This window comes from Komagataeibacter diospyri (assembly GCF_006538165.1).
Classification (GTDB): Bacteria; Pseudomonadota; Alphaproteobacteria; order Acetobacterales; family Acetobacteraceae; genus Komagataeibacter; species Komagataeibacter diospyri.
This window is the reverse complement of sequence record NZ_BDLU01000024.1, coordinates 13,943-31,659: the sequence shown is the minus strand read 5'-3', so window position 1 is coordinate 31,659 and position 17,717 is coordinate 13,943. Positions and strand designations below refer to the sequence as shown.

At 55.6% G+C, this 17,717-nt stretch carries 13 protein-coding genes and 1 pseudogene; 4 read left to right on the top strand and 10 right to left on the bottom strand.

The features are described 5' to 3' along the window. Positions 1-238 precede the first annotated feature (238 nt). The 4 genes from MSKU9_RS03570 (at position 239) to MSKU9_RS03555 (ending at position 6,074) form a co-directional block, all read left to right on the top strand. Positions 239-2,473 (top strand): TonB-dependent receptor, encoded by a 2,235-nt coding sequence (locus MSKU9_RS03570; RefSeq protein ID WP_227002357.1) that lies wholly within the window; start codon positions 239-241, stop codon positions 2,471-2,473. Between the two features lie 353 nt (positions 2,474-2,826). After that, positions 2,827-3,960 carry an aminomethyltransferase family protein gene (locus MSKU9_RS03565; RefSeq protein ID WP_141259967.1) on the top strand — a complete coding sequence of 378 codons (1,134 nt, stop codon included), beginning with the start codon at positions 2,827-2,829 and terminating at the stop codon, positions 3,958-3,960. Positions 3,961-4,020: 60 nt separating this feature from the next. Then, a complete protein-coding gene (locus MSKU9_RS18990) occupies positions 4,021-4,974 on the top strand; it encodes a PDR/VanB family oxidoreductase (RefSeq protein ID WP_141259966.1) in 954 nt (317 codons plus the stop codon). A 29-nt stretch (positions 4,975-5,003) separates the two neighbouring features. Further along, positions 5,004-6,074: a heme-dependent oxidative N-demethylase family protein gene (locus MSKU9_RS03555; protein ID WP_141259965.1), complete on the top strand. Its 1,071-nt coding sequence runs from the start codon at positions 5,004-5,006 to the stop codon at positions 6,072-6,074. A 146-nt stretch (positions 6,075-6,220) separates the two neighbouring features. On the opposite strand, the gene MSKU9_RS03550 is transcribed toward MSKU9_RS03555, so the two are convergent. The 10 genes and pseudogenes from MSKU9_RS03550 to MSKU9_RS18355 form a co-directional block, all read right to left on the bottom strand. Next, positions 6,221-6,994 (bottom strand): SDR family NAD(P)-dependent oxidoreductase, encoded by a 774-nt coding sequence (locus MSKU9_RS03550; protein ID WP_141259964.1) that lies wholly within the window; start codon positions 6,992-6,994, stop codon positions 6,221-6,223. Positions 6,995-7,025: 31 nt separating this feature from the next. After that, entirely contained in the window at positions 7,026-8,135 is a 1,110-nt protein-coding gene (locus MSKU9_RS03545) for an ABC transporter ATP-binding protein (protein WP_141259963.1), read from the bottom strand. 42 nt (positions 8,136-8,177) lie between these two features. Beyond that, positions 8,178-9,005: a carbohydrate ABC transporter permease gene (locus tag MSKU9_RS03540; RefSeq protein ID WP_141259962.1), complete on the bottom strand. Its 828-nt coding sequence runs from the start codon at positions 9,003-9,005 to the stop codon at positions 8,178-8,180. A gap of 1 nt (position 9,006) precedes the next feature. Further along, entirely contained in the window at positions 9,007-9,927 is a 921-nt protein-coding gene (locus MSKU9_RS03535) for a carbohydrate ABC transporter permease (RefSeq protein WP_227002355.1), read from the bottom strand. Positions 9,928-9,937: 10 nt separating this feature from the next. Then, complete coding sequence (locus tag MSKU9_RS03530; RefSeq protein ID WP_227002354.1) at positions 9,938-11,224, bottom strand: ABC transporter substrate-binding protein; 1,287 nt, start codon at positions 11,222-11,224, stop codon at positions 9,938-9,940. Positions 11,225-11,368: 144 nt separating this feature from the next. Then, positions 11,369-12,997 carry an FGGY-family carbohydrate kinase gene (locus MSKU9_RS03525; RefSeq protein WP_141259960.1) on the bottom strand — a complete coding sequence of 543 codons (1,629 nt, stop codon included), beginning with the start codon at positions 12,995-12,997 and terminating at the stop codon, positions 11,369-11,371. A gap of 103 nt (positions 12,998-13,100) precedes the next feature. Continuing rightward, positions 13,101-13,940 (bottom strand): MIP/aquaporin family protein, encoded by an 840-nt coding sequence (locus MSKU9_RS03520; RefSeq protein ID WP_141259959.1) that lies wholly within the window; start codon positions 13,938-13,940, stop codon positions 13,101-13,103. 35 nt (positions 13,941-13,975) lie between these two features. Next, complete coding sequence (glpK, locus tag MSKU9_RS03515; RefSeq protein WP_141259958.1) at positions 13,976-15,475, bottom strand: glycerol kinase GlpK; 1,500 nt, start codon at positions 15,473-15,475, stop codon at positions 13,976-13,978. Between the two features lie 151 nt (positions 15,476-15,626). Next, positions 15,627-17,126, bottom strand: a complete 1,500-nt coding sequence (locus MSKU9_RS03510; protein WP_141259957.1) for a carbohydrate porin — start codon at positions 17,124-17,126, stop codon at positions 15,627-15,629. 283 nt (positions 17,127-17,409) lie between these two features. Further along, positions 17,410-17,647 (bottom strand): annotated as a pseudogene (locus MSKU9_RS18355) (transposase); the annotation flags it as partial. Positions 17,648-17,717: the final 70 nt, after the last annotated feature.

Genomic DNA, 17,717 nt, shown 5'->3' with positions numbered 1-17,717 from the left:
AAACAATTGATAAGTATAAATTGTTTACGCTTAAAATTTTTATTTTGCATGTTGGATATATGTAACACCGAAACAGTCAGCTGGAACGGGAATGGAATATATGGTCCGGAAACTGCCCCTCTGTGGTTTGCTTCTCGCAGCCACGTCCCTTGACTGTCATGCGGCAACCGCTGCCCCCGTGACACAGTCGAAGCATAATCAGGCCGCTGGAGAAAACAGCCGTGCAAAAGAAACACATGTGCGCACTGGAACCACAGCCCCCCGACCAGCCAAAGCGGAAACGCTCTCAGTCAGCACCAGCCGCAACGTTTCCACCGGCACGGAACAACGCATGGGCCAGAAGGTCATGCAGCAGTTCGTACCCGGCACCAATCCGCTGAAGGTCCTGTCGGCGCGCACGCCGGGGCTGAGCTTCAGTTCAGGTGATGCGCTGGGGCTGGATGCATGGTCAAGCAGCCTGTACATGCGAGGCTTTTACTGGAACAGCGTCGGGATCTCGCTGGATGGCATTCCGCTGAACGACCAGTCTTATGGCACCCTGAATGGTGAAAACCTGTCACAGGCCATTATCACCAACAATATTGCCGGCATGTCGGTTTCCCAGGGTGGGGGGGCGGTCGATACCATGTCCACCACCAACCTTGGTGGTTCCATACAGATTTCAAGCGCCAATCCGTCGGACAAGATGGGCGGGGACGTGTCACAGATGTTCGGCAGCAATGCGTCATTTCGGACATATGGGCGATTTGATACCGGCGCCATGAACAAAACCGGCACCAAAATGTACATTTCCTATGCCCGTTCCGATACACACAAATGGAAGGGGGCTGGCGACCAGCTGCAGCAGCAGGCGGAAGCCAAGATCGTACAGCCTATCGGACAGGACAGCCGCATTTCCGGGTTCATGAGCTGGTCTAACAATTCCCAGTGGTCCTATTACGACCTTTCGTTATCCGAAGTGCAGAATGGAGGATGGAGCAGCGAATACCTTTATCCCAATTATGGAAAAGCCTACCGCGAAGCCCAGAAATATGGTGGCGACGCCGATCTGTATGATGGTGGCCAGCATCAGGTCAATTATCTTGGTGGCCTGACATTCGATATGGCGATGACCAGGAACCTGCATTGGAAAACCCTGTTCTATGCCAACAGCCAAGTGCTTTACGGAACCTATGCCGATCCTGCGGTGCCATCACAGGTGCTGCCCGGCGCAACCGAAGCAGCCCCCCTGTCGGAAGAAGTCTGGCAGTCACACCAGGCACGTTATGGCATGACCTCCTCGGTCAAATACAACATCGCGCATCACACCATTCAGAGTGGCATCTGGCTGGAAAACAACAATCAGGAAATGGGGCAGTTTTTCTATAACGAACCTTCACTGGCCAGCGGTCTGGCACCGCTGAAGACAATCGGTCCCTATAACGTCTATGGGCGTGCGTTCATGGAATCCTATGATTTCAAATGGACAACCGATACATTCCAGTACTTCCTGTCCGATACATACCACCCCGTGCATAACTTGGATATACATGCAGGCTTCAAATCACTCATAACCACTACATCGGGTGGTGCACAGTATAATAACGAAGCCTATACCGGCGCGTCTGCCCTGGCCAACGGCAGCATGACGGCGGCTGCAGCCTTCCTGCCCCATGTCAGCGTCAACTGGCGCTTTCTGCCCGGACATGAACTGTATTTTGACGTTGCTGAAAACATGCGTGGGTATGGTGTGCAATCATGGGGATCCGCCGGGCAGGCATCGCTATGGGCTGTACAGGACCAGTCGGTATTCCGCAAACTGCAGAACAGCACCCCGGCGGAACGTGACTGGGTCTATCTGGTTGGTTACCGATATAACAGCAAGTATGCCAATTTCTCGGTCGATGCATATCACGTGAATGATTACCATCACCTGCTTGAAATCAATGCAGGCAACCAGAACAACCCGATCCTGTCTGTCGCCCCCACGGATATTTCCATGTATGGGGTGGACGCTGCTTTGACCCTGCATCCCTTCCAGCATGGCGTCATGAAGGGACTGTCGATGTTCAACAGCGTCAGCTACAATCACGCAACATATGGCAGCAACCTGGAATCGGGTGGTCAGCTTTATTCTGTCAACAAGAAGAATATCGTCAACTATCCGCAGGTTATGTATAAATCCAATCTGACATATGCATTCCGTGGTATGGAAGCCCATATTGATGCAAACTATTATTCACGGCGTCAGTATAGCTATACCAATGATACGTCAGTACCCGCATACTGGTTGGTAACATTGGGCGCGCGTTATCGCTTTGGTGATTATGGTCCCATACAAAACCTGACTTTTGATTTCAGCGTCTATAACCTTGCCAACAGCAAATACATTTCCATGATGGGTGAAAATGGGAATCCCATGTCAGGAGATCTGTATTCGATGGAACGCGGGGCAATTCGCCAGTATTTTGGAACAGTCAGCGCCCATTTCTAAGCCTTATGCGCAATATACATATACCGTAAAGGTAACGGCGCAGAAGACCGGCATTAAACAGGGCAGGGATTATCTCCTTGCCCTGGTTGCATTCGTACTGGACAGGAAGTTGCAGGACATACCAGACAGGATATAGAAAACTTTCTTTTTGAGAAAGTTATATTCTTTAAGGTTGACGTTTCCGCTTTCCCGCGCCTAGAATGCAAGAGAATTATTTGCACGTACAAAAAGGGACATGCCCCGACGGACATGCCCTTGCAGCACATCAGAAACGATATTTCAGGTTAATCCACAATGCATCCTGAAATAGTGAACGCATGCACGAAACATCACCCATGCAGGGAAACATGAACATGGCATATAGCTGGCGTCATAGTGCTCTTTCCGATCGTCATTCCGCCCTTGGCTCCGCACTGGAAGACTGGAACGGCATGGCGACCGCCTGGACTTACCGTGGTGATGTGCAGGATGATTATGTCGCCATCCGTACCCACGCGGGTCTGATGGATGTGTCGGGCCTGAAAAAACTGCATCTGGTCGGCCCCCATGCATCGGCAATACTGAATTATGCCACAACCCGCGATGTCCGGAAAATCACGCCGGGACGTTCGGCTTATGCCACAGTGCTGAACGATCAGGGCAAGTTCATTGATGACTGTATCCTGTATCGTACTGGTCCGAACAGCTGGATGGTTGTCCATGGTGCCGGTGCCCTGCACGAAGTGCTGGCAGGTATGGTAGTTGGCAGAAATGCCAGCCTTCTGTTTGATGACGACCTGCATGACCTGTCATTGCAGGGGCCGGCTGCCGTTGAATTCCTGGCACAGCATATCCCGGGCATTCGACAGCTGAAGTATTTCCATCACATGCAGACCGTCCTGTTCGGTGCACCGGTCATGATATCGCGGACAGGCTATACCGGTGAACGCGGATATGAAATTTTCTGCAAAGGGGAGGATGCACCACGGATATGGGACACCATCCTTGCAGATGGCCGGTCACTGGGTATTGTTGCAACCAGCTTTACGGCGCTTGATCTGCTGCGGGTGGAAAGCTATCTGCTGTTTTATCCCTATGACAATTCTGAAATGTATCCGTTCGAGCAGGAGCCTGTCGGCGACAGCCTGTGGGAACTGGGTCTGGAGTTTACCGTCAGCCCGAAAAAAACCGATTTCCGTGGCGCCGCGGCACATTATGCACTGAAGGGACATGAACGTATCAAGATATACGGCCTGTTGCTGGACGGTCAGGACGTGGCACAGGGTGGGGACGCCGTATATGCGCAGGGTAAAAAGATTGGCGTCGTAACCTGTGGCATGTTCTCCAGCCTGACCAATCAGTCAATGGCGCTGGCGCGTCTTGACCCGTCCTGTGCCCAGGCTGGTATCGCGATAGAAGTACATTCCGGTGAAAAGGTCTTCAAAGGTATCACGCACTCCCTGCCATTTGATGATCCAAAAAAAACCAAAAGGACCGTAAAGGACTGATATTTCCTATGAATGCAGGGACGCGGGTAAAGAAGACATATTCTATATCAGGAATGTAACATGAATCCGGTAACTGGATATGCCGCCACGATATCTTCCGTCGATATGGTAGCACCTGCATTACGTCGCTTTGTGCTGTCCTGTACAAAAGGTACGTTTCCTGCCATATCCCCCGGCAGTCATGGCATTTTTGCCTTCGGGAATGAACACCGTATCTGGAAAAATGCCTATTCCATTGTAAACAGGTCGGAAGATGGCAAAACGTTGGAAATTATTGTCCGTCGTGCCGAACCCTCCCGTGGCGGGTCCGATTTTTTATACCGGCACGGCAAACCTGGACTGAACGTTTCAGTAATCAGTATTTCCAACCTGTTTCCAATTTTCCGAACGGGCCGTCGGCATCTCATGATTTCCGCCGGCATCGGGATCACACCCTTTCTGTCCTATATGACAGAAATGCAGAAAAGCGGCATGGATTACGCCCTGCATCATTATACACGACCAGAGGAAACCAGCGCGTTCAAGGCAATACTGTCACCCTACGATCAATCAAGGATAAGAGTAAATGAAGGACGGCAGAACGCGGTTTCATCATTAAGCATGCTGCTGGAACGGGAGCCGATTACGTCCCACCTGTATGTCTGCGGGCCGGACAGTTTTATGGAATGGGTCCGCCAGACTGCGGCCGAGGCTGGATACGTTACGGCAAAAGTTCATTCTGAACGCTTTGTCTCACCCGCAGGTGGTCGCGTGTTTGAGGTCAGACTGGCGCGCAGCGGAAAAACCATTACGGTCGGAACGGATGAAACGCTGCTTGAAGCATTGGAGAACGCAGGCATTGCCGCTCCATGCCTGTGCAGGGGAGGAGCATGTGGCATGTGTCGCGTGGCGGTGATTGATGGCAGGCCGGACCACAGGGATCATGTCCTGACCGCAGATGAACGTGATGGTGGTAACGTCATACTGACCTGCGTTTCAAGATCCCTGTCCCCGACACTGACACTTGATCTGTAAAGAACGGATTGAATAGCGAGTAAAAAAGCATGAGCATCGACACCACGTTCAGGTCGGCAGGCAGTTACCGTGCGCCCTATCTTCTGGAAAATAGCGATGCTGCGATCCTGCGCTTTCCGTTCCCGTTTCCCGAAGATACTTACATGTATTCCATGAATATCGAGCCGCATGTAAAGGCGGGGGAGGTTGATTCACTACGTCGGACCTTTGACGTGGATGAACATTATGTCGTGGAGTGTCAGGAAAAGGCACGTATCCTGTCCGAAGACCCCAAACGATGCATCGTACTGCCCCACATGCAAAAAGCAGAGTGGGATTTCATTGAACTGGCAATGAACAGCCTGTCGGAAGACTATCCCGACCTGTTTCACCTTTCGCGCGATGGCATGCGATGGCACTGGATCAACCGGCCCCTGAATATCGACCAGCATTTTGTTTTTGGGGATGCGGGCACACTACCCTATGCACCGTTTGAATTCATGGCCCGACAGATGCAGGGAGATTTCACCCTGCAGGACCAGAGGGACAATGACCTGTGGATGGATGGCGGAATGGTCACATCCCAGGCGGACTGGTCCCTGAAATTTGATCTGGGCATGTCATTCAAGCAATGGCATGCCCCCGTACCCAAAGCAGGAGAAATGGGCATATTTGACCGAGGACTACGATTTTTATTGATGTTGCAGCATGGTATGCCGGTCCGTCGCCTGAACTGGACCATGACAATCAACCCACGCCTTGATACATCCCCGGAAAATTTCACCATCTGGGGCAGGGACCGAACAGTCGTCACTGACGACAATGCCAAAGATCTGGTACATTTACGGGTGGAATTACAGACATTATTTCGCCTGCCACGTTCCAATGCCATTCTATTCGCGGTCCGCTGTTATCTTCTGCCGTTACGTGATATTGCGTTAGTACACAAATGGCGCATTCGCCTGCATCGTGTCCTGCGCGACCTTGATCCTGCCCTGTCAGCTTATAAAGGGCTGGACCTGTACCGCGCTCATGCCGTTCATTACCTGTCTCAGTTTGATAATAATGAACTGACATCAAAAGGCATAAGCCCGGATCAGGATATTATTGTTCATATGTAATTTCTTATTGATAACAGGCATTATTTCTCATGAGGGATTGAGCCGACCATTGGCTATGACCTTATGCCTGCCATATGTTTCTGGACGTGCTCTCACCGGGCTGCATACATACGGGCAAGACATCATCCAAAGATGCCTCTGGTAATTTACCATATAGTAAACCCGGCATCGACATTGACAATGGCCCCGGTCATCAGGCTGGCGGCGTCCGATGCCAGAAACTGCACGACCGAAGCGACCTCGTCTGGCTGGCCCACGCGGTGCATGGGCGTGCCATCCAGCCATGCGGCATACAGGCGCGGATTTTCCATGCCAAATCGGGTCAGGGTCGTCTCGATATAGGTGGGGGCCACCGCGTTTACCCGTATCCCGCGCATGGCCCATTCTGCTGCAAGCGAACGTGTATACTGATGCACGCCTGCCTTTGATGCGTTATAGGCCGCCTGTTCCTGCGGGCGGTTGACGATCTGGCCCGACATGGATCCGATATTCACGATCGTGCCGTGACCCTGTTCCAGCATGATGCGGCCAAATGCCCGACAGCAGCGGAAAATGCCGTTGAGGTTGATATCGACCTGTTTCAGCCACTGCGCATCCGTCATGTCTTCGGCCCGGACTTCGGAAATGCAGATCCCGGCACTGCAGACCAGTATATCAACACGGCCTTCCTCGGTCCCGATGCGTGCAGCGCAGGCATCCACCTGTCCCGTATCGGTTACGTCAAGCGCCATGGCCGATACATTCAGCCCCTGCGCTGCCAGTTCGGCCACGGCGTGTGCCGCAAGTTCCGTATCACGATCGGCAATGACGACGCGGGCACCGAATTCCGCCAGCGCCGTAACACAGGCCAGACCAATATTCTGCGCGCCGCCGGTGACAACCGCGACACGTCCGTCAAGACGGAGTTTTTCCGTATACATATGTCTATATCCTGAACAGGAAAGTCGTTTTTCATGCACCCGCAAGCAGCGGATGGTCCGTACTGCGGGCCAGCGCCATACCGTCTGCGTCAAACAGATGGCAGTGTTCTTCCTCAAACGTCATGCGTATGGGGGTATCGGCACGGTCGGCATTGTCTCCGCCCGTCTGCACGACAATCATCTGTCCGTCAGGCAGGCGCACATGCAGGAGCGTGACAGCCCCCAGCCGCTCGCTGATCTCGATCACGCCCTGTACTGCGCCTTGCGGGTCAATGCGGATATGTTCGGGTCGAATGCCCAGCGTAGCAGGTGCACCTGCTTCCAGCCCCGTCTGTTGCGTGGGGATGGACACGCTGAGCGTTTCCGTCCGTACCTGCACACTCCCTTCAGGGATTTGGGCGTTGATGGTAACGGGCAGCAGGTTCATGGGAGGGGACCCCATGAAACGTGCGACAAACAGGTTGCGCGGCCGGTGATAGAGTTCCAGCGGGGTGCCGATCTGCTCCACGACACCTTTGTTAAGGACCACGATCCTGTCGGCCATGGTCATGGCCTCCACCTGGTCATGGGTTACATAGATTGTGGTCGCGCCCAACCGCCGGTGCAGGCTGGCCAGTTCCACGCGCATCTGCCCACGCAGTGCGGCGTCGAGATTGGACAGCGGTTCATCGAACAGGAAGACCCTGGGATTGCGCACGATCGCGCGTCCGATCGCAACACGCTGCCGCTGCCCACCCGAAAGCTGGCCCGGCTTGTGATCAAGATAGGGATCAAGCTGCAGAATGCGCGCCACATCACCGATACGCTGCCGCCGCTCGGCTTCGGGCATGCCGGCAAGCCGCAGCGAAAACTCCATGTTGCGGTAGACATTCATGTGCGGATACAGCGCATAGGACTGAAAAACCATTGCCAGGCCGCGTCGTGCGGGTTCGGTGTCGTTCACCCGTTGCCCGTCAATCAGCAGGTCGCCCGCACTGATATCCTCCAATCCCGCGATCATGCGCAGCAGGGTGGACTTGCCGCACCCTGAAGGGCCGACAAAGACGATGAATTCCCGCTCGGCAATGACAAGCGATACACCCTTGATGATTTCCTCATGCAGATAGGTCTTGCGCAGATTACGCAGTTCTACTGTCGCCATGGTATGTTCCTGTTGCTGCCGCGCGGGCTGCCCGCCCCGGTTCTATTTCACCGCCCCAAATGTCAGGCCGCGCACAAGCTGTTTCTGGCTGACCCAGCCAAAGACCATGATGGGCGCCACCGCCAGCGTGGAGGCCGCTGACAGCTTGGCGAAAAACAGTCCTTCAGGTGACGAGAAGGACGCAATGAACGTGGTCAGCGGTGCTGCGATGGAGGAAGTCAGGTTCAGTGACCAGAAGGTTTCATTCCAGCACAGGATCAGGGAAAGCAGTCCGGTCGAGGCGATGCCCGGCAGCGCCAGCGGCATAAGCACCTGCGTTACTTCCTGCCAGCGTGTCGCCCCGTCCATCCGCCCGGCCTCCAGTATGGCGACAGGCACTTCCCTGAAAAAAGTATAAAGCATCCATACCGTAATGGGCAGGTTGGTCAGCATGTAGATCACGATCAGCCCTGTCCGGCTATCCAGCAGGCCAGTGGCGCGGGCCAGCAGATAGATCGGTACCAGCACCCCGACCGAAGGCAGCATGCGGGTGGACAGCATCCATAACAGGGTCATGCGCGTGCGCGGCCCCGGCAGAAACGCCATGGCATAGGCGGCGGGAACGGAGACAAGCAGGGCCACAACGGTTGCCATGGCCGAAATCACGACGCTGTTAGTGGCGAAATGCCAGTAATTCTCCCGCGCGAATACGTCCTGATAACTTGAAATCGTGGGACTGAAGAAGAAATGCGGCGGTGTGGAGATGGCGTCAGGCTCACTCTTGAAGCCCGTCAGGACCATCCACAGGATCGGGAAAAACATCCATAATGCAATGCCCCAGGCCAGAACGGTGATTGCGGCATGGCGCATGTGTGTGCTGGTTCTTGCCATGTCAGGTCTCCAGATTGCGGGCCACGGCACGCAGCAGGAAGGCAGCCACGACATTCGCGACGACAATGGCCACGACCCCGCCAGCCGAGGCGCCACCCACATCGAACTGCAACAGGGCACGTGAATAGATGAGAAACGCGAGATTGGTGGAGGCGACACCGGGCCCACCTGCCGTAGTGACCGAGATTTCGGCAAATACGGTCAGCAGAAAAATGGTCTCGATCATGATCACGACAGTAATCGCACGCGACAGGTGGGGCAGGGTGATGTTGATGAACTGCGCCACCATGCCCGCGCCGTCCATGCGCGCGGCTTCCTTCTGTTCCGTATCAAGCGACTGGATGGCGGTCAGCAGGATCAGGACCGCAAAGGGCAGCCATTCCCATGCCACGATCATCACCAGCGTTGCCAGCGGGTAGCGTGACAGCCAGTCGACCGGTGTCAGGCCCACGGCCCGCATCATGGCAGAATACACGCCATAGATCGGGTGCAGCATAAGGTTCTTCCACAGCAGGGCGGCAACCGTGGGCATTATGAAGAATGGCGAGATGACCAGAATACGGGCAATGCCGCGTCCTGCGAATTCCTCATTATACAGGACCGCCAGCAGCGTTCCCAGCCCCACCGATATGGCCAGCACGCCGCCAACCAGAATGGCCGTGTTTTCCAGCGATGTCATGAAATCCGGATCGGTCAGCAGGTACCAGTAATTATTGATGCCCGCAAAACCCTGCTGGGTCGGGTCCACCAGATTGTAGTTACGCACGGAATACCACAGCGTCATGAGCAGCGGCACCACCGACCATACCAGCAGCAGTACGATTGCGGGGGACTGCAGCACGAAGCCCTGCAGGCGTCGGCTGCGGGCGGCGCTGGCAGCGGGGCGGGCCATTACGGATGTATGTACTGCCACTTTGTCCATCTTCGCCCCCTTAATGCAGATAACCGGACTGGCGCATGGTACGTGTCACGGCAGCTTGTGCGCCAGCCAGCGCCTGTTCGACCGTCATCTGGCCCGACAGCGTTGCCGCAACGCTCTGGCCAACCTGGGTGCCGATGGCCTGGAAGGGGGCGATGCCGACAAACTGCGCACCACCATACGGGCGTGGCTGCTTTGTCTGACCATTGGGGTCAGCGGTGTCGATGGCGGTATGGACGAACGTGGCGAACGGAGCCGCCTTCTGGTAATCTGGATTGTCATAGGTGGACACACGGGTTCCCGCCGGCACCGCCACCCAGCCTTCATGCTGTGCCACAAGCTGGACATAGGCTTTGGACGTCGCCCATTCTATGAAGATGCGCGCGTCATCTGCATGTCGGGATGATGCAGGAATGGCAAGGTTCCAGCTCCACAGCCATGTCGGTCCCTTGCCGTACGGACCGGTGGGGGCGGCGGCAAAGCCGATCCTGTCCGCCACATGCGACTGTTTGGGATCAAACAGCAGGCCGCCCGCAACGGTTGAATCCACCCATATGCCGCAATGACCGCTGGCGAACAGGGCCAGGTTTTCATTAAAACCGTTTGACGTGGCGCCGGGTGGCCCGTCAGCTTTCATGGCCGATACATACCACTGCAGTGCCGCCTTCCATTCCGGGCTATCAAGCATCGGCTTCCACCCTTCGCCAAACCACTGCCCGCCAAACGTATTCACCAGCGAGGTGACATAGGCCATGTTTTCACCCCAGCCCGGCTTGCCACGCAGGCACAGGCCGTAGGTCTGACTGTCCTTATCCGTAATCCTGTCGGCATAGGTGCGGATCTGGTCATAGGTGGGGCGCTGCGGCATTGTCACCCCGGCCTTCCTGAACAGGTCGGTCCGGTAATAGGTCATGACGCTTTCCGCATAGAACGGCAGGGCATACAGCCTGGAGTCCACACTCAGCCCGGCGCGCACGGAGGGCACGATGTCATTCATATCATAATCCGGCCCGGGTTTGAGTTCAGCCAGCCATCCCTGTTTTGCCCATATCGGTACTTCGTAATTGCCAATGGTCAGGATATCGAACTGCCCCGCATGGGTTGCGATATCGGTCGTCACACGCTGGCGCAGGACATTTTCCTCCAGCGTGACCCAGTTCAGGTGAATATCGGGATGGGCTTTTTCGAATTCGCCTGACAGCCGTTTCATGATGATCATGTCACCATTATTGACCGTGGCGATTGTCAGCGTACCGGCCGCCTGCGCGCCACCGGCCACCAACATGCCAACAGCGGTCATGCAGGCCAGTATCCTGGAAGTCGCCATTACAATACCCTTTATTGATTTATTCAGGTTTTTTTTGCGGTATTTGGCCTGAAAGTCCGGTGCCCGGGCTTTTCTGTAAAGCGCCACGGAAACCTTCCGGTTCCCCTGATGCCTGTCTTATTTGTTCATGATCTGCCTGTAACGGATCTGGTCAGCATACATCTGGGTAAAGACCGCATATTTTCTGGCATGAAAAGCGGCACTCCCGGCACTGGGCCGTATTTCCGCCCGTATGCGCGTCATGCTGGTCATGGCCGCCCGGATCGAGGGATATGCGCCCGCCGCTACCGCCCCCAGTATCGCGCTGCCCAGCAGCACGGAATCAGGCTCTTCCGGCAGCACGATACGGCAGCCGGTGGCGTTGGCATGTTCGCGCACGAAAACGGGGTTTTTCGTTCCCCCCCCGGTTGCAACGATCGTATCGATCGCATAGCCCTGCCTGTTCAGCACTGTTATGATATCACGTGTGCCATAGGCCAGTGCCTGTATTGTCGCCAGATACAGTAATGCCAGATCATGTGCCGTGGCGCTTAGAACAAGCCCGCTGATCATGCCACGCAGGGTCGGATCGGCATGGGGGGAACGATTGCCATGGAAATCCGGCATGACGTGCAGGTCTTCCGTCAGCATGCCTGCGGGCCTGTTGCCTTCGGTTTCGGCAAGCAGATCGTTAAGGACCTGGTAGATCGTCCTGCCTTCGTTTTCAGCCTGCTGGCGTAACGCCGGTGTGGCGGGATGGGTGGTAATGATGAAGTCGATCAGGCTGCCTGTAGCCGACTGGCCTGCTTCATTCAGCCACATGTCAGGCAGCATGGCATCACGGTAGGGCCCCCAGACACCGGATACGAAGCGGGGCAGGGAAGAAATTGCCATATGACAGCTCGACGTCCCGCCAATCAATGCCAGACGCTGGTTGAATGCAGATGGCTCGTTATCCGTCGTTCCCCCCATCACGCCAATGCCGCCCGCATGTGCATCAATGGCGGACACCGCGACCGGGGTGCCCACCGGAAGGCCAAGTTCCATGGCTGCCCGCGCGTCCAGCCCATACCCGACACGTTCGCCCAGAGCTTTGATGTTCGTGCCGATGCGGCGATACCCTTCATCAGCCAGCACGCCAAGACCTATGGCCCGGAAATAAGTGTCATCCCAGCGGTTTTCATGCGCAAGGTAAGTCCATTTACATACGGTTGAACAGCGTGAGCGCGAACTGGCCCCGGTCGCGCGCCAAGTCAGGTAATCCGGCAGATCAAGGAAAAGGGCGGCATGCGCGAACACGTCGGGCAGATGGCGTTTGAGCCATAACAGTTTTGGTGTTTCCATCTCGGGCGAAATCACGCCACCCACGTAACGCAGCACGTCATGATGGCCTGCATTGATCTCGGCGGCCTCGGCCATGGCACGGTGATCCATCCACAGGATCACGTCCTGCCCCGGCGCACCATCAGCATCAATGGAAAGTGGCTGTCCATCAGGACCAACCACCACCAGCGAACAGGTCGCATCAAACCCGATGCCACGTACATCCAGCGCTTCCCCGGCAGCATCCCGCGCCATGGGCATGGCGATGGCAACGCTGTCGCACACCGCACGCCATATATTAGCGGAGGACTGCTGCATGTAACCGGCGCGTGGCTGCCACGTCCGGGTTGGCGTGCTGCCTGCGCCCAGCCTGTAGCCACCCAGTGTAAAAATTCCCGCACGTGCGCTGCCTGTCCCCACATCAATGCCAATGACGACATCCATCTACCTGGTCCATTCCTTCGTATTGAGATGTCAGCCCCTGTCCGGCTATGGAAATCCTGTCCTGATGATATCAGGGGAAAGGATACACAGGGGAGGGGATGCCTTATTTCCCCATGATAACCGTGTCTTCTTCGACTTTGCGCTGCAATGCCTGCTGCGCGCGCAGCTGTGCGGGCAGGAAGGGATAAATCAGGTATTCATAGACGGTTGCCCCCAGCAGGCCGCCAATCAGGGGCCCCACAACGGGCACCCACCAGTAATGACCTGCTGAGGGAAGGGCGGCTTCATGCCAGCCGGCAATATAGGCGAACAGCCGTGGCCCCAGGTCACGGGCCGGATTTATGGCCCATGCTTCCAGATATCCCATGGAGGCGCCAATGGCCGCGACAAGGAAGCCGATGATCAGCGCACCGAAATTGGCGCCCGGCGCCATTTCGTTATACTGTTCGGTAATGGTAAAAATACCGAATACCAGTATGGCGGTCAGGATGATTTCATCACTAAAGGCATGCCATATGGTTATGCCCGGCGCGGGTGCGGTAAAGAATACCCCTGCAGCACCACCCGCCATGCGGGTCAACTGGTGCACGTCATTGAAATGGTCAATGACAGGATAATACAGCGCGTAAACCAGTGCCGCCCCCAGCACGCCACCCACGACCTGCGCGATCCAGTAAGGCACCACCTTTTTCCATGGAAAAGCGCGGTAAGTAGCAAGCGCCAGGGTCACCGCCGGATTGGCATGCGTACCCGAAACCGACCCGGTGGCGTAGATGGCAACAGTGACGCCCAGCCCCCATACGATACACACCCCCCAATAGGCATGCAGGTAAGGGCTGGGATCGTAGAGAAGGTACATCGCCGCCACCGAATCACCAAAGGCGATAATGATGAACACGGCAAGTGCTTCGGAAATAAGCTCGCCCAGGAATGCCCGATTCATTGGCCTGTTTCCTTATGTATTGAGCTGAAACCGGATTATTCGGCCCAGTCAAAGGATTTCTGTACTGCCTTCTTCCACCATGCCAGGTAGCGTTCGCGCTGCTCTGGTGGCATGGTGGGTTGCCACGTGCGGTCCACCTCCCAGTTGGCGCGCAGGTCATCGATATTTTTCCAGTAACCCACGGCCAGACCTGCGGCATAGGCCGCACCCAGCGCGGTTGTTTCCACCACCTTCGGGCGGACAACCGGCACATTCAGGATATCGGCCTGAAACTGCATGAGCAGTTCGTTCGCCACCATGCCGCCATCCGTTTTCAGGCTGCTCAGGATGATGCCGCTGTCTTCCTCCATTGCAGCCACAACATCTCGCACCTGATAGGCTGTGGCCTCCAGCGTGGCGCGTGCAAAATGCGCGCGTGTGACATAACGGGTCAGTCCCACGATGACCCCGCGGGCATTTTCTTTCCAGTATGGTGCGTACAGTCCGGAAAACGCAGGCACGATATAGATGCCGCCATTATCCGCAACACTGCGGGCCAGCGGCTCAATCTGCGTTGCCAGATCGAACAGCTTCAGGTTATCGCGCAACCACTGCACCAGCGCGCCGGTAATGGCGATGGACCCCTCCAGCGCGTACCGGGGTTCTTCCGTGCCGAACTGGTAGGCCACCGTTGTCAGCAGCCCTGCCTTGGACTGGACCGGATCGGTACCGGTGTTCATCAGCAGGAACGAGCCGGTGCCATAGGTATTTTTGGCCTCTCCCGGTGAAAAACAGGTCTGCCCGACCAGGGCCGCCTGCTGGTCGCCCAGAATACCTGCCAGTTTCGTACCCTTCAGGCTGGGGATGGTGATCGTGCCATATACCTGTGATGACGGTACGATGCGGGGCAGGCAGGCAGGAGGAATGGAAAATGCCCTGAGCATGTCCTCATCCCACGCGCAGGTTTTCAGGTTCATAAGCTGGGTGCGTGAAGCATTGGTCACGTCGGTAATATGGATACCGCCCCTGGCGCCACCCGTCAGGTTCCATGAAAGCCAGCTGTCCACCGTGCCGAACAGCGCCTGCCCGGTTTCGGCTTTCTGGCGCGCGCCTTCCACATTATCCAGCAGCCAGCGCAGTTTAAGACCGGCGAAGTAACTTGCCAGTGGCAGGCCGGTAACGGCGCGGAAGCGGTCCTGCCCCCCATCGCGGCCATATTCGCTGACCATCTGGTCCACGCGGGTATCCTGCCATACGATGGCGTTATGCAGCGGCTGGCCCGTTGTCCTGTCCCACAGGACGGCGGTTTCACGCTGGTTGGTGATGCCCACCGATACCAGGCTGCCCGCACCCAGATTGGCCCGCGCCATGGCGGCACCAATCATTTCATTGGTATTTTCAAGAATTTCCATTGGATCATGTTCGACCCAGCCCGGCTGGGGATAGATCTGGCGGTGCTCCTTCTGCGCCACGGAAACGATTGTTCCTTTCCGGTCGAATATCATGAACCGGGAACTGGTTGTGCCCTGGTCTATCGCGCCAACGTATTCCGTCATGCTGCATTCCTTTTTGTTTTTCACAATAAATTTCTACAATGCAGGAAATATTATGGTGTCCACAGGATTGTTTGTTCTACATAACCGGCGTGAAAACCATGTCCTTCTTTTTCTCCTGCTGGCATTCAGGATGTCTGCTGCAGTGAAACGTTCAGAGATTGGTAGTGAACTGGAACCCGATCACCGCCGCATCATGGAAGGTTGTCGTGGCTCCGGGGCGCTGCAGGTACTGGAAATCCGGCTGGAAGGCCGTCGCACGGGCAATATGGATGCTGTAGAAAGCTTCCCAAACGTTTTCATGGCTCTGTATGCCGTAAACGGCGCCCCACTGGTTGGGCAGGTAAGGCAGGCCGAGCGCAAGTGAGGATTCCTGCTGCAGGGCCACGGTGTGGCTCATTTCCATATGCTGGAACATGACACCTATCTGATCCAGCGGGCGGCCCCAGGGGGTGCCGCTCTGCAGCAGGCCGATCCATTCATGATCCCGCATGGCGACCTGGCTACCCTGTGTGTAATCAACACCCCCGATCACGATCAGGCCGTTCGCCAGGCCGTCTCCGCTGCGATGAATCATCTGGTTGAACATGACCCACGCCGCGTTCATGCCGGATTCATACCGACGCGGCAGGCCCGTCGCCTGAAACGAATTGCCGTTTATGTCGGCATACAGGTTGGGATAACGGGAATTGTCATACCAGTATCCGATCTTGTAATGCCCCAGCAGATGATGCCTGCCAAAGGAAGGGCTCCAGCCGATCTCGACCTGGGATGAGAGCTTTCCCAGCCCGTCCTGCCCCAGCGCCCAGCCCGAGATGCCGCCATTATAGGCGTGGGGGCTGACGGCAAAGATGCCACCCATAATATAGGTCCGCAGCGTGGGCCGCACCCGCAGGACTGCCCCAAGATTGCCCGAAGGCCAGTCCCGGCCACCCGGTACGTATTTGGATGGGGCGGGATTGCCGCACACCGATACGTTCATGAACGCACAGACAAGATAATCCTGATTGAAAAAACTGCCTGTTGGTATGACACCGACCGACAGGATGATGCGGTCGCGCAGGAAACCCTTGTCAGCATACATGTCCACCAGATGGGCTACCACATTGCCGCGCGCACCGTATATTTCTTCAGGATTGGTGACCGAATCCCCTATGGCGTTGGACAGGCTGTTGCCATGTCCGTTGACGACCAGCATATGCGTCCAGAAGGACGGAATCCCTGCAAGACGTTGCCAGTCTATGTCCAGCGCACCGGCGACCTGACCAGCCAGCACGTTGGCGCGCTGTTTGCCCCCAGTAATATTGCCCATATATTCTTCATTGATAGTAACATTAAGGAAAATACCCCGATTTGTCAGCCATGGCTGTATGCCACCCCAGTCACCAAACAGGTGGGGACTGGCCGTCAGCATGGGCACGATGGGACCGATTGCCACCTGTCCACTTTCGGTCATGGGAAAGGCGGCAGGTTCGTAATGGGTAGTAAAGGCGGTCTTGGCGGTTTCTGTCTGGGCCAATACTTCGGAAGTGAGCATGCAACCGGCGAACAGCATTCCCACCATAACGGCCAGCAGCCTGATAAGGGCAGGAAAGTTGTTCCATGTTATTGCAGACTTGTTCTCGTTCTTGGCGCATGTCGTGATGACACACATTGTCTGCTCTCCCTTCCCGGGCGGTTTTGGCCACGGGTTCGGTTATCCGGAACAGGATGTGTATCGATTTACGAATGGGAAAGATTTAATTTATAAATAACACAATTTTGTGATTAGTTATATTATATTGAGAATTTTTTATATGTATTTTTAAATTCATAAAACAATTTATTATATGATACAGAATAGTTTTCTGACACTGATGTGCGATTAATTTATTCGAAACATTAACAATATACCCTATATCCGTAATTTTTATTGAACTTTATACCAGACTCAGGACTCATGGCCCAAACATGACGGTTGCTGCGAGGCAGATCGCTGAGAAGAAGACAGGCGGGCATCTGCCGTAGCGTGTTGCGACACGCCTCCGGTCCTTGAAGCATCCGAACATGACCTCGACGCTTATATTGTCTCCTGTCGTATCTGACGGGTTTCCCGCGTGATTTCCGGCCAGGAATGCAGGGCTTTATTCCCGTCTCATCCAGAGCATCGCGGAACCAGTTGGCGTCATACCCGCGTGGACCGCCATTTTCAGCGGTTTTAACCGACTGGCTGTCGATAATGCCCACCGGAGGCGCGGCGTCTCGC

Excerpts from the sequence above, each read along its gene's own strand:
- MSKU9_RS03530 (WP_227002354.1), bottom strand. The coding sequence starts at position 11,224 with ATGACCGCTGTTGGCATGTTGGTGGCCGGTGGCGCGCAGGCGGCCGGT.
- MSKU9_RS18990 (WP_141259966.1), top strand. The coding sequence starts at position 4,021 with ATGAATCCGGTAACTGGATATGCCGCCACGATATCTTCCGTCGATATG.
- glpK (WP_141259958.1), bottom strand. The coding sequence starts at position 15,475 with ATGACGGAATACGTTGGCGCGATAGACCAGGGCACAACCAGTTCCCGG.
- MSKU9_RS03535 (WP_227002355.1), bottom strand. The coding sequence starts at position 9,927 with ATGGACAAAGTGGCAGTACATACATCCGTAATGGCCCGCCCCGCTGCC.
- MSKU9_RS03525 (WP_141259960.1), bottom strand. The coding sequence starts at position 12,997 with ATGGATGTCGTCATTGGCATTGATGTGGGGACAGGCAGCGCACGTGCG.
- MSKU9_RS03565 (WP_141259967.1), top strand. The coding sequence starts at position 2,827 with ATGGCATATAGCTGGCGTCATAGTGCTCTTTCCGATCGTCATTCCGCC.
- MSKU9_RS03540 (WP_141259962.1), bottom strand. The coding sequence starts at position 9,005 with ATGGCAAGAACCAGCACACACATGCGCCATGCCGCAATCACCGTTCTG.
- MSKU9_RS03520 (WP_141259959.1), bottom strand. The coding sequence starts at position 13,940 with ATGAATCGGGCATTCCTGGGCGAGCTTATTTCCGAAGCACTTGCCGTG.
- MSKU9_RS03510 (WP_141259957.1), bottom strand. The coding sequence starts at position 17,126 with ATGTGTGTCATCACGACATGCGCCAAGAACGAGAACAAGTCTGCAATA.
- MSKU9_RS03550 (WP_141259964.1), bottom strand. The coding sequence starts at position 6,994 with ATGTATACGGAAAAACTCCGTCTTGACGGACGTGTCGCGGTTGTCACC.
- MSKU9_RS03555 (WP_141259965.1), top strand. The coding sequence starts at position 5,004 with ATGAGCATCGACACCACGTTCAGGTCGGCAGGCAGTTACCGTGCGCCC.
- MSKU9_RS03545 (WP_141259963.1), bottom strand. The coding sequence starts at position 8,135 with ATGGCGACAGTAGAACTGCGTAATCTGCGCAAGACCTATCTGCATGAG.